We start from the raw sequence: 13,357 nt of genomic DNA on the forward strand, positions 1-13,357 counted from the left end.
GAACCGAAAGGAGACTTACGATGATCGAATGCCCTTGGTGTCATGAACACGTGCAGTTGGTTAACGAGATATGTCCTGCCTGTAAGCACGAGGTTCTTACAAATCATTTGAATCTGAAATGGAATGAAAGTGATGTCGAGGAGCTATCCGAGCTCGAGGAGAACGCAGATCTGAGCCTGGAAGAGCGGATCTCACAACAATTCAAGTGCAGTAAATGTAACCATGAAGAGTGTCGCGTCCAAGAAGTGGCGATGACGGGCACTGGTTTAAGCAAGATGTTCGATATTCAGCATCACCATTTCTTATTCGTTTCGTGTTTACATTGCGGCTTCGTTGAAATTTATGATCCGAGTGTGTTACATAACAAGAAAGAAGGTTCCTTAGGAACGATTTTGGATATTTTATTTGGAGGATGAATTTGGATGACGGTGATTGGATTAATACGACATGGGTTAACAGATTGGAATACGGAGCGACGGATTCAGGGGCAGACGGATATCCCTTTAAATGCCTATGGGCGTCAACAAGCCGAATTATTGTCCCAACGAATGAAGGATGAGACATGGGATTACATATATGCTAGTGATCTAGGGCGTGCTCGTGAAACAGCAGCATACATTGGCAATGTGAAGCAAATGGAAGTGAAAACTGATCAGCGATTAAGAGAGAGATTTTTTGGACTTATTGAGGGGACTACACTTGAAGATCGTGTGACAAAGTGGGGAGAAGATTGGTCCCAACTGGATCTTGGGGTAGAAACACAGCAAGATATTACTGCACGCGGGGTTGATTTCATTCAGGAAGTGATCGAAAAACATCCGGATCAGAAAGTGTTAATCGTGAGTCATGGAGCTTTACTAAATTTTACTTTAATGGATTTGATCCCTCATGAAGAACTCGAGGAACATCTGCATAACACATCAGTTACGAAAATACGCCATAAAGAGAGCCGTTGGGAGTGCTTGCAATACAATTGTATTGCGCATTTAGAGGGGCTTGAATGAAACTTTTATAACAACTTTACTACTTGACGATAGACCCGAAGTGCGTGTTATGATCATAAGCAAGTAAACAAGGTGCTCATATCGGAGTACCTTATTTTTATACCTTAGTGTCAAGACGGGTGGAAAATAAATGAAAAAACCAACACTTCGTATCGGTTTGATCCGCAGCTTCTTAGTGATTATTACACCTTTAGTCTTGTTTTTGTATTATGAAAATTACTATGCAATTAAAGTTGTTCGCATGGAAGTCTCGCAATCCACCAGCAACGTACTCTCGATTCATATCACACAGATCGATCGTACGTTAGAGGAAATTACCCATTACTTATTGCGTGAGATTGTTTCACCTGAATCCCAATCTGCTTATCTCGATATGGCCTCATATCCAGAAACGAACGGGAAATATACGCTCGCCAAGATCAAAATTCATAATGAAATAACGGCCGGCAGCAGTGCGTTCGAAAATTTCCATTCGTTCTTCGCCTATTCCATCGACAAAGAAGATTTTATTTTCTCTCGTTCCTCGTACACGGATACGAACAATCTGAAAGAGATGTTGGGCTCGTATTTGCGAGGGCAGGTGAATGGACAAACATTCGGGAATTGGACGGTCTTTCAGCAGGGGGAAAGAAGCTATCTGGTCCGCTTAGCGAAAGCGAATAGCGGCGTCTATATCGGCGCTGTCATCTTGTTAGAGGATTTGATTCGACCTCTGCGCGGATTAGACTATGGCGAACGCTGGGAGGCGATTCTGCTGGATACGACGGGGCAACCGTTAACTAAATCGGTGATGTCGCCGGAAACGATGACAGCGGTTAACCGTAAGCTGGTAGCTAATCCGCAAGCTTTTCAAGTTTTTGAAAATCCAGTTGACGATGAGGATTACCTGCTCGTCAGTACGCCCTTTCAACAGGCGCCACTTAGCCTGGCCGCTATGATCCCTGAAAAATCGTTGCTGCAGCGGCTGCCTTTTTTTCAACGGGTCATCTATCTCATTCCGCTTGGTGTCATTATTATCTTTTACTTCTACTCCCATTATTTGCGTAAAATGCTATTCGGACCGATGAATTCCTTGATTATGGGGATGCGGCGTGTCGTGAAAGGGGATATGGAAATCGGTGTAAAGGAAGCAGCGACAGAGGAACTGAATTTCCTGATTACAACCTTTAATCACATGATTTCACAGATTAGCCACTTAAAAATTAACGTTTACGAAGAGATGCTGAAAGCGCAGCAATCGGAATTTAAGCATCTGCAAGCACAGATTAACCCTCACTTTTATCTAAATTCCCTGAATATTATTAATAGTCTTTCTACACTTGGGGAAAATGATCTGATCAAAAAGATGACGGAGCATCTTGCCGATTATTTCCGATTTATTACGAGATCGCACCGGGATACGATTACGTTGGACGAAGAAGTGCGGCACATTCGCAACTATTTGGAAATTCAAATGCTTCGTTTTCCAGATAAAATCACGTATCAGATTGAGCTGCCAGAGCCTCTCACACGCATAACGATACTTCCTCTGATGATTCAACCATTTGTGGAAAATGCAGTGATTCACGGGATGGAAGAGGGGAGTAAACCTTTTCACATCGAGATTTCTGTGGCTACCTGTCAAGAAGTTACGAACTGTATCGAAATTCTCATCCGCGATAATGGCGTAGGTTTTAGCACGTCGATCATTTCAACATTTAATGACAAGAAGTTTGGAGACGGCACAGGGACGCATATGGGTATCTGGAATGTATACCGAAGAATGCGGATGGCTTTTGGGGATCAAGCAGAGCTTTCCTTTTTGCAAGCTGAACCGAATGGTGCCGTTGTACGTTTGATTATTCCGGCAATTGGCGCATTTCAAGAAATGGAGGATGAGGAAAATGGCAAAGTTGATGATCGTCGATGATGAGGTGTACGTGCTGCGTGCCATGATGAGGTCTGTGGATTTTGCGGCACTTGGCTTTGAAGAAGTGTATCAGGTCATGGGCGGTAAAGAAGCTATGGAAATTTTGAAAGCGCATTCCATCGATCTGATCATTTGCGATATTGAAATGCCTGGCATGAGCGGACTGGAGCTTATTGCGTGGGTGAATGATCACTATCCCGAAGTGGAAACGATTTTTTTAACTGGACATGCGGAGTTCTCCTATGCCAAAAAAGCCGTGCAATTAGGCAGCTTCGAATATTTGCTTAAGCCTGTCAAAACGGAAGAGCTCATCACCACAGTGAACAAGGCGATTGACAAAATCAATGAAAACAAAAACGCAGCTCAAATGGTGGAAACGAGCAAGAAATACCGCACCTTGTGGGAACGCCAGAAATCAGTTGTCGTTGAGCGCTATTGGCAGAACCTTTTGTCAGGTAGAATTATTCCTGAGGCGAGCAATCTGCAAGCGGTCAATTTGCCTTTAAGAACAGATTCGCAAATCTTGCCAATTCTCATCAGTATCGAACAATGGCATAAGGAATTCAGCTTACGCGATGAGGACACGTTGGAATATGCGATTCGCAACGCAGCGTCTGAGCTCCTTCTAGGCGGCTTTGCCGGGGATATTATTAAAGATGAGAATGGGATTCTCTTTGCGCTTGTATATGAATCATCTGAACGGTCGTCCAGTGCGGAGCAACTGTCAGAGGCATGCCGCACGTTCGCCGATGCTTGCAGTCGGTACTTTTACTGCACGGTTTCCTGTTATATCGGGCACTTGGTTCCCTTCCCAGAGCTTACCGAGGTGTACCATCGTTTAATCGAAATGGAGCAGGAGAATTTGTCTAATCCCCTGTCTGTTCAGCAGCTGAATCAATCGGTACGGTCCAGCCATGCTAGCAAGCATCCGTTCGTCATCCCATGGTCGGATTGGGTCATTCTTTTTGAAACAGGCAATAAAACAGAGCTCTTAAAGCGGTTAGAACAATTATTTGCCGGGATGCAGGAAGGCGGTGCGGATACGGAGTCGGCAAGTGCACTGTATCATGCGCTAGTGTATATGATCTATCATGTTGCGCATAAGAACGGCTTTTCGGTGAAAGAATGGTCAGGTCTTCGTGAACGCAGTGGGGAATTAAATGCCATTCGTTCGATTTCCCAATTGAAAGTATGGGCGGAGAAAATCATCGATAAGGGATCGCGATATCTCGAATCCCAAAGAAATGAAAGCTCTCAGATTATTGAGAAGACAAAGCAATTTATCAAAGCCAATTTGAAGGACGTTACACGGGAAAAGGCCGCCGGTTACATTTACTTGAATTCCGCTTATCTGTCACGCATATTCAAACGGGAAACAGGTCAGTCCCTGATTGACTTCATCATTAACGCGAAGATGGATCGCGCCAAAATTTTGCTGACTGAATCGAGTCTGAAAATTATTGATATCTGCGAGGAGATTGGCTATGAGAATTACTCCCATTTCGGACAAGCGTTTAAGAAGAAGGTAGGCATCTCGCCAGTGGAATTTCGTAAACGATTCCAAAATCTAGAATTGAAATAAAGAATGAACGAATAAAGGGCTTAGCACCATGCTGAGCCCTTTTGTTGTTTTTAAGTTAAATGCCAGTTCAAAGCAGTCACAAAATCGAGATAGGAGTCACGCTACCCGATAGAGAGAGCGCGGAAACGACAGTATACTAAGCGTATAGGAATTAAGTGAAAGGTGTGACATCACATGAAAAGCAATAACATGAATCTCAAGTCACAAAGCATATTCGTACGATTCTTGCGAAATGTGAGGAAAGACAAGGCGCTGCTTATGTTGCTTCTGCCTGGCGTCCTGTATCTCATTTTAAACAACTACATACCCATGTTCGGTGTCGTAATTGCTTTTAAACACATCGACTACTCCAAAGGGATTCTCGGCAGCGACTGGGTTGGATTCGATAACTTCAAGTTTCTGTTCAGTACGAAGGAAGTTTGGATCATTACGCGAAACACAGTGCTGTATAATGCGTTGTTCATTTTGCTTCATCTAGTTATACCAGTTGGGTTTGCCATTGCCTTGAATGAGATGAGAGTGCGGCTCGCAGCACGATTTTATCAAAGTGTTATGTTCTTGCCGTACTTCTTGTCCATGATTGTTGTTAGCTATCTGGGGTATTCTTTGTTAAACAGTGAGTATGGTTTTATTAACAAATCACTGCTAGAACCGCTCGGTTTTCCTGCGGTATCGTGGTACAGCGAGGCTAAGTTGTGGCCATATATTCTACCACTAGTGAATATATGGAAGTCTGTCGGCTACTACAGCATTGTGTACTTGGCGGCGATCATCGGTATCGATAACGAATACTACGAAGCAGCGCACATCGACGGTGCGAGCAAGTGGCAGCAGATTACACGTATTACGATTCCGCTCATTCGTCCCGTGCTCATTATCTTGACGCTATTGCAGGTAGGTAAAATTTTCAATGCGGATTTTGGTTTATTCTATCAAGTACCTCTTGATTCGGGAGCGCTTTACTCGGCTACACAGGTCATCGATACGTATGTGTATCGCGCGCTTCTTACGCTGGGAGACATCGGGATGTCCTCAGCAGCTGGTTTATATCAAGCTTTCGTAGGGTTTGTGCTAGTGCTGACCACGAATTATGTGGTGCGTAAAATCGATAAAGAGAATGCATTGTTCTAGGAGGGGTCGTAATGAAAGAATCTGTTCAGAAGTTGACTGTAGCCTCGCAAGCTCCCCCACAGGGTAGCAAACTTTCGCTGACAAGGCGGAAGCGCGAAATCAATGCCATTAAAAGACCGACAGAAATTGCTCTTCATCTGTTCTTTCTGCTGTTCTCAGCTGCCTGTATTTTTCCAGTCCTCGTTGTGCTAGGCGTTTCGCTGACGGATCAAGATACGATTTACCTGTATGGCTATAATGTCATCCCGCGCGTATTCAGCTGGGCTGCCTACGAGTATCTCTTGCGGGATCTCGGTCCGATCCTTAGATCGTACATGATTACGATCTTCGTGACGGTATTCGGGACGATGATTGCGCTCACGATCACAGCATTGGTCGCGTATCCGTTATCCCGGCAAGATTTTGCTTTTCGAAATTTCTTCTCTTTTTTCGTCTTCTTCACGTTGATTTTTGGCGGAGGGTTGGTACCTTGGTATCTCGTGTATACCAACTTCATTGATTTGCGGGACTCGATTTGGGCACTAATTGTTCCGAATCATTTGCTGGGTGCCTTCTACGTGATTATTATGAGGACGTTTTTTACGACCAGCATTCATCCGTCCATCCTAGAGTCAGCCAAGATTGACGGAGCTGGCGAGATTCGGATTTTTACACAAATCGTTCTGCCATTATCGCTGCCAGTGCTGGCAACCATCGGTCTGTTCTACACATTAGGATACTGGAACGATTGGTTTAATTCTTTAGTGTTTTTAAATACGGATAAGCTGGTTTCCATTCAATATTTGATGTATAAAGCGTTGCGAAACTTACAATATTTAACTACTATTGCTGTGGATAGCGGAGTAAGCGATCAGACTGCCAAACTTCCGAGTGAAACGGCTCGAATGGCGATGGCCATTATCGGGATGGGGCCGATTGTACTGGCGTATCCATTTTTCCAGAAATATTTCGTAAAAGGTTTAACGGTTGGCGCTGTAAAAGGGTAGGCTTTATCCGGCTGACGAGTCGGTTGAGCATATAGCTTCTTCGTAACAATCAACTAATTGGAGGGTTAAAAAGATGAAATCGATTCGTACAAGAATTAGTGCTGCCGTAGGCTTGACACTAATCACAAGCCTCGTGCTAAGCGCGTGCTCTTCCAACACGGCAAGCACCAGCAGCCCTGCACCCGCTGCAAGCGCAACTCCAGCGGCTTCGGCCGCAGTACAGCCAAAGCTAGATCCGTACACGATCAAGATGTTCGTGCCTGGTGTTCCACAGAAAGATCAAGAGCTTGTGAACGCTGAGATCAGCAAGTATTTGAAAGACAAGATTAATGTAACGCTCGATATGCAGGTCATTGATTGGGGCAGTTGGGCGGACAAAATGAATTTAAAATACGCGTCCAACGAAGTGTTTGATATTACGTGGACGACGTCGTGGGACAACTGGGTTGGCAAAATCCAAAACAAATCGATCATTCCGCTTGATGACTTGATAGCCAAATATGGGCAAGATGCAGTTAAAATTGTCAATCCTAAGGTGATGAACGGGATCAAGTATAACGGTGTCACGTACGGAATGCCGACCAACAAAGAATTTGCCGCCAATAAAGGGTTCTTGGTGCGCAAGGATTTAGTGGATAAGTATAAATTCGATCTCAGCACAGTGAAAAAACCGGAAGATATGGAGCCGTTCTTCGAGGTCATTAAGAAGAATGAGCCGGGGATGATTCCGTTCTTAAGCAGCAAGGGCAACGCGCTATTCATCGCCGTGCAAGAAGGCAATTTTTACGGGGCAAGCTCCAGTGCAACAAATCTTGGCGTCCTGGATCGTACCACGAAAGATCTGAAGCTAGTTGACCTTTACAGCGATCCACGCTACATGGATATGCTGAAACTGGCAAATAAATGGTATAAAGCAGGCTACATTAACAAAGATGCTGCGACGTTGACCGACTTCGCTGGCACATACCGCTCGGGTAAAGTATTTGCTTTCCCTGAAACATTGAAACCGGGTAAAGATTTGGAAGTGTCACAAGCGAGCGGTCAAAAATGGGTTCAGGTTGAGTTTACGAAGCCGCTTATTACAACGGGCAGTGTACTCGGAAATATGTTGTCGATTTCCCGTACATCCAAAAATCCAGAGCGTGTCATGATGTTCCTAAATCTGTTGTATTCGGATAAAACGTTGCTCAATATGATTGCATTCGGGATTGAAGGCAAGCACTTTGTGAAGAAAGACGCGAATACGATCGACTTCCCGCAGGGTGTGACAGCGCAAACTTCCGGGTATTCTCTTGGAGCGCCTTACATGTTCGGCAATCAATTCAATGATTATCTCTGGACGAACGAAGATCCGCAGAAGTGGGATAAATACAATAAGTTTAATACAGATGGGGAAGAAGCGAAGGGCATTGGCTTTATTTTCAACAATGAAAATGTGAAAAACGAAATTAGTGCGTACACCAATGCTTTAGCTGAGTTCTATCCTGGTTTGATTACAGGTACATTAGACCCAGTAGAATACCTGCCTAAGATGGTTGAGAAGCTGAAAGCAGCGGGTATGGATAAAATTAATAAAGAAGTTCAAACACAGCTGGAAGTATGGGCAGCTGCAAACAAAAAGTAAGTAGTCGCATACGTGTAAAAGAAACGGCTCCGATTTTCGGGGCCGTTCCTTTATGGAAGAGGATGATGTTCATGTCAAAAAGCGAAAACAGTAGATGGCCTTTGGTTTTGGCATTTATTTTAATTGCTGCCAATCTTCGAGCTCCGTTAACATCGGTCAGCCCGTTGGTGGAAACGATAAGTAATCAATTGGGGATGTCACATCCGGTGGCAGGTACACTAACGACTCTTCCGCTTATCGCCTTCTCGGTATTCTCCCTGATATCCCCACGACTAGCCAATCGCTATGGATTAGAGCGTGTGGTACTGATCGCATTGTTCATAATGTCGGCAGGTTTGCTGCTTCGACCATGGTCAGGCGTAGGCTTGCTGCTGTGTGGAACGGCATTGGCAGGTATGGGAATTGCCATTTGCAATGTGCTGCTTCCTGCTTTGATCAACCGCTATTTTCCTGATCGTCTAGGCTTGATGACAGGGGTGTATACCGTCTCGATGAATTTGCTTGGCGCAATTGCTGCAGCCGTGAGTATTCCGCTTGTACGTTCAATGGGCTGGGATTGGGAAAGCACATTAGCGCTGTGGGGGATGCTGGCTATCTGTGCAGCGACTTATTGGATCATCAGTAAACGTCATCAACGTCAAGCACCATTAGCGTCTAAGCATGGAAAATTTGGAAATCGAGCAGCGCTATGGCGATATAAATTAGCTTGGCAGATGACGTTGTACTTGGGACTGCAATCCTTTTTATTTTTTGTCGTCATGGCGTGGCTTCCTGATATTGTGGCGGAGCGAGGCGTTGCAGCTGCGACTTCGGGTGTCTTGGTTGGGTTGATGCAGTTTGCGGGACTACCCTTTAATTTCGTCATGCCATTGCTCGCAACGAGAGTGAAGGATCAACGTGTGCTTGCCATGCTGGCTGCTGGGATGTCTGCTCTTGGGGTGGGTTGTTTGTTCTTGAACCACGTGGTGCTGCTCGCGCTGGGAGGAGCCTTGATTGGCAGTGCAGCAGGTGCTGCTTACAGCCTTTCTATGATGTTCTTTAATCTGCGCACGAACAGCTTGCGCCAAGCAGCCGGGATTTCCGGCATGGCCCAAACGATTGGATATTTGCTCGCTTGTACAGGACCACCGCTGTTCGGATGGCTGCATGACCTAAGCGGAGGCTGGAAGGTTCCTCTTAGTCTGCTTTCGATTGCAGTTATTGCGTTCATATGGGCAGGTCTTGGTGCTGGACGAAATGTGAAATTGCCAGAAGGGAGTGAGATAAGGCATGAAACAGGAAGACATCGTGAAGCATCTATGTAGTCACAGGCCCGTTGGTGCTTGGCTGCTGGATGGCGATAGCGAAGAAGTACGCAAAGGCATTCGAACGAAAGCTGCCTACCAGCCGTTTCTTGCGCAGTTGATAGCGGAAGGGGATCGTTTTCTAGCGACACCGATGCCGGATTTGCCATGGACGTTATTTCGCCGAATCTGGGAGGATGGCAATCGTAAAACGTACGAGGTTAGCATAGCTGGAGGTCGGCCCTTTCCATTTAAAAGACGAAAAAGCAGGAGTTGGCGACAATGTTTCACTATAGGGATTCGGCATTATTCACTTCATCAGCAAGAGAAGGTACTTCAGATTTGCTGGTTATAAAAGGATTCGGTATCACGGTTTCGCTGGAGGGAGAGGCACCGAAGAAGCTTGCCCTTCAGTCCTGTGATACTTCGAGAGTGACGGGCAAGCTGGGTAGTTATGAAGAATATAGGCTTCAGTTTCGAGATCAGGAGGAAGTATCAGTATCGCTCAAGCTGCGGAGTTATGGCGATGTCGTCCTGGGCCTTGTTGAAGGCAAGATACATAGCGAAAATCCCTTCATGAGAAGAAAATCGTTTGCGTCGCTGCAGGGAATTACGGTTACTGTCGACCAGCTCGAGCGAGTCGATGGGCTGCTAGCCAATTATCAGCATAGCGACTGGTGGACCCGGCCTCATTTTGATACGGATATATCGCAGCTTCCAGCTGAAACAATTTCGTTGTTATGGCAGGTCGACTCCTTGTATTATAGACTGCTTCCTGTGTGCGGGCCTGTATGCCGTGCCGATCTTAGAGGTGGAGGAGGGGCAGACGGTCAGGGCTTATCGATATCTTTGTCCTCTTATCAAGGTGGATTGAAACGATATGAAGGATTAGCTTTCGTGCTGGGCAGTGGCAAAGATCCTTATCTGTTAGCCGATCGAACGACCGATGCTGCGTTGAAAGAATTGGACTATCCTGTCCTCCCGCGCGAGCACAAAACGTATCCAGACGTGCTGGATTACTTGGGGTGGTGCAGTTGGGACGCATTTTACCAGAAGGTCGATGAGCAAGGTGTTCTCGCGAAAGCCGAGGAATTTAACCGACTTAACCTGCCTGTTCGGTGGATGATGATCGATGATGGCTGGTTAACTACGTCGGACGGCAAGTTGCAGGCATTCGATGCCAATACGGACAAGTTTCCAGAAGGACTCGCACGCACAGTTACCCAATTAAAGGATCAGCATGGAATTCGCTGGGTTGGCGTCTGGCATACGATCGTCGGTTATTGGTGTGGCATACATCCTGGTAGTCCGTTGGCGAAGTCGCTGAGCGATTACCTGTACAACACGGCTGACGGCAGCTTAATTCCCTATCCAGATCCAGGTAAAGGTTTCGGCTTCTGGCACGCTTGGCATGGGTATTTACGCCGCCAAGGCATCGACTTCGTCAAAGTGGACGGTCAGGCCTCCATTAACAATTACCTGCAATATGAACGATCGGTGGGGGCATCAGCTTCAGCTGCGCATCAGGCAGTTGAGGCGTCGGTTGCGCTCCATTTCAATCATTCGTTGATCAATTGTATGGGAATGGCGCCTGAGAATATTTGGCATCGTCCCCAATCCGCAGTGTCGCGTAACAGTGATGACTTTATGCCGAAGAGCCCGAATGGCTTTCGGGAGCATGCGCTGCAGAACGCCTACAATTCCTACTATCACGGGTCCTTCTATTGGGGGGATTGGGATATGTTCTGGACGATCAATCATGACGACACGCAGAACGCGGTGCTTCGGGCAATTAGCGGTGGGCCTGTGTATATCAGTGATCCATTGGGACAGACTGATCCTTCTAAGCTGGTGCCACTTGTTTATCACCATGGCAAGCTGATTCGATGTGAGCGAACTGCTGTTCCTACATCAGATTGCTTAACGAAGGATCCAACTTGTGAGCGAATCCCGCTGAAACTATGGAATTATGCGGGTAAAGCCGGGATCATTGCAGCTTTTCACATCTGTGAAGAAGAAGTAGAGCTGAAGAGCGCACTAACCTCGGCAGATATACCTGGATTTTCAGAAAAAAATGTCGTACTCTACGAACATTTCTCACAGGAGTTCAGGATGCTGGAAGCTGGCGAGTGTTTCCCTTTTGATCTACAGCCGGAGCAATGCAAACTGTTTATTCTCGTTGAAATCAAAGGTAAGGTGACTTCGTTAGGGTTATTGAACAAGTATGCCTCCCCACATGCGGTCATGGATCATCGAAGGATGGCGGGAAGTGACCTCATACGACTTCGGGAAGGCGGCAGATTCGCTTATCACACAGAACATCTACCCCATCGTGTAATGGTGAATGAGGAAGAGCAGCCATCGCTCTCATTGGGAAATGGCGTTTATGAGGTTGATTGTAGTCACGTGAAGCAAGAGTTGTTTATTGAGATTGTTTGGAGTCAATGATGCTACGCGTAACCCTAATAAGAGGCTGTCCACAAGTAGAAATCTCTACGATATGTGTCAGCCTCTTAAGTTTCATTTCACATAGAAAATGATTTTCGAAGTCCCATGTCGAAGTAGCATATAGCAAGATTTGGAAAGAAGGGACTCTATGCTAATTTACCAAACAGAGACACTCAGCGTTCGCGAGCTTGAACCCAGTGACAAGAAGCTGTTAGTTGCTTGGTTGAATGATCCATTGGTGTTAACCTATTATGCAGGCCGAGATAGCCCCCACGATATGGGTAGGGTGGAAGAAGATTATTATCAGAAAGATTCGGCGGTTAGATGCATCATTGAATATCATCATCAGCCGATCGGATATATTCAATTCTATGAGATTGATGAAGAGGAACGTCTCGCATACGGCTATATGGACCCAAATGAAAAAATCTACGGAACGGACCAATTCATAGGAGAAACCGCTTATTGGGATAAGGGGATTGGGAAACAGCTTGTATCGTCAATGCTGGATTATCTACTCGGTGTCAGGAAAGCGGATCGTGTTGTGATGGATCCCCAGCAATGGAATGTTCGAGCAATCGCCTGCTATGAACGGTGTGGCTTTACGAAAGTGAAGGAACTGATAGCTCATGAGAAGCACGAGGGTCAGCTTAGGGATTGTTGGTTAATAGCGTATTCGCGAATTACAAAAGTAAGAGATGAAGAAAGAAAATATCATGAAGCTTGCTATGAAAACTATACGTTATTTGAAGAAGGCTCATGGCTGGCTAAGCCTGTGAAAACAGTCATGGAGCAATTGGCTTATTTCGACGCTTATGACGAAGTGACAGTTCTGGATCTGGGCTGTGGAGTTGGACGGAATAGCATTCCGATAGCGCAAGCTTTGATCCCCCGAGGTGGGAAAGTGGTCTGTGTGGACATCATGCAATCCGCGATAACTAAGCTGCTAAGTTACAGTGAGCAGTTCGGTGTTCGTGATCGGATTGAAACGCATGTATCTGACATTGGAGACTATGAAATTCCACCTGAAGCCTTTGATTACATCGTTGCGGTATCGACGCTAGAGCATGTTGACTCTGAACAAACCTTTGAGCATGTGCTGACTAGGATTGGCCAAGGCACGAAAGTTAATGGGGTAAATTGTTTAATAATCAATTCGAATCTGCAGGAGATTGATGTACTGACAGGGGAAGAATTAACACCTTGTATTGAACTGAATCTCACGACGGATCACTTACAATTCCTATTGAATAAACATTTTGAAGGCTGGACTACTGTATTAACGACAGTCAAGAAGTTATCATTTCCTATTGAGCGGAACGGCAGACAGATCCTGTTGAAAACAGATTGTTTAACCTACGTCGTTAGAAAAACTTAGTGGAGGTATCAT

General features: G+C 45.6%; 11 protein-coding genes and 1 pseudogene. All 12 read left to right on the forward strand.

Features of this window, described 5'->3' with window-relative positions:
• Positions 1–20 precede the first annotated feature (20 nt).
• The 12 genes and pseudogenes from AC58QO_RS14245 (at position 21) to AC58QO_RS14300 (ending at position 13,345) form a co-directional block, all read left to right on the forward strand.
• Positions 21–416, forward strand: coding sequence for a zinc ribbon domain-containing protein (locus AC58QO_RS14245; RefSeq protein ID WP_497266458.1), 396 nt, complete (start codon positions 21–23; stop codon positions 414–416).
• Between the two features lie 6 nt (positions 417–422).
• Positions 423–1,004, forward strand: a complete 582-nt coding sequence (locus AC58QO_RS14250; protein WP_497266460.1) for a histidine phosphatase family protein — start codon at positions 423–425, stop codon at positions 1,002–1,004.
• 130 nt (positions 1,005–1,134) lie between these two features.
• A complete protein-coding gene (locus AC58QO_RS14255; RefSeq protein ID WP_497266462.1) occupies positions 1,135–2,913 on the forward strand; it encodes a sensor histidine kinase in 1,779 nt (592 codons plus the stop codon).
• On the forward strand, positions 2,888–4,495 hold the full coding sequence (locus AC58QO_RS14260; protein ID WP_497266464.1) for a response regulator transcription factor: 1,608 nt from the start codon (positions 2,888–2,890) through the stop codon (positions 4,493–4,495). The genes AC58QO_RS14255 and AC58QO_RS14260 overlap by 26 nt, the downstream gene beginning before the upstream one ends.
• A gap of 174 nt (positions 4,496–4,669) precedes the next feature.
• Positions 4,670–5,626 (forward strand): ABC transporter permease, encoded by a 957-nt coding sequence (locus AC58QO_RS14265; protein WP_497266466.1) that lies wholly within the window; start codon positions 4,670–4,672, stop codon positions 5,624–5,626.
• 11 nt (positions 5,627–5,637) lie between these two features.
• Complete coding sequence (locus AC58QO_RS14270; RefSeq protein ID WP_497266468.1) at positions 5,638–6,612, forward strand: carbohydrate ABC transporter permease; 975 nt, start codon at positions 5,638–5,640, stop codon at positions 6,610–6,612.
• A 73-nt stretch (positions 6,613–6,685) separates the two neighbouring features.
• Positions 6,686–8,236 carry an ABC transporter substrate-binding protein gene (locus AC58QO_RS14275; protein WP_497266470.1) on the forward strand — a complete coding sequence of 517 codons (1,551 nt, stop codon included), beginning with the start codon at positions 6,686–6,688 and terminating at the stop codon, positions 8,234–8,236.
• Positions 8,237–8,307: 71 nt separating this feature from the next.
• The gene (locus AC58QO_RS14280) at positions 8,308–9,540 is read left to right on the forward strand and encodes a CynX/NimT family MFS transporter (RefSeq protein ID WP_497266472.1); all 1,233 of its coding nucleotides are present in this window, start codon (positions 8,308–8,310) and stop codon (positions 9,538–9,540) included.
• Positions 9,506–9,874, forward strand: a complete 369-nt coding sequence (locus tag AC58QO_RS14285; RefSeq protein WP_497266474.1) for a hypothetical protein — start codon at positions 9,506–9,508, stop codon at positions 9,872–9,874. The genes AC58QO_RS14280 and AC58QO_RS14285 overlap by 35 nt, the downstream gene beginning before the upstream one ends.
• Complete coding sequence (locus AC58QO_RS14290) at positions 9,802–11,967, forward strand: Sip1-related alpha-galactosidase (RefSeq protein ID WP_497266476.1); 2,166 nt, start codon at positions 9,802–9,804, stop codon at positions 11,965–11,967. The genes AC58QO_RS14285 and AC58QO_RS14290 overlap by 73 nt, the downstream gene beginning before the upstream one ends.
• 148 nt (positions 11,968–12,115) lie before the next feature.
• Positions 12,116–12,574 (forward strand): annotated as a pseudogene (locus tag AC58QO_RS14295) (GNAT family N-acetyltransferase); the annotation flags it as partial.
• Between the two features lie 60 nt (positions 12,575–12,634).
• Positions 12,635–13,345, forward strand: coding sequence for a class I SAM-dependent methyltransferase (locus AC58QO_RS14300; RefSeq protein ID WP_497267488.1), 711 nt, complete (start codon positions 12,635–12,637; stop codon positions 13,343–13,345).
• Positions 13,346–13,357: the final 12 nt, after the last annotated feature.

It is taken from the genome of Paenibacillus sp. J31R30 (assembly GCF_059692115.1).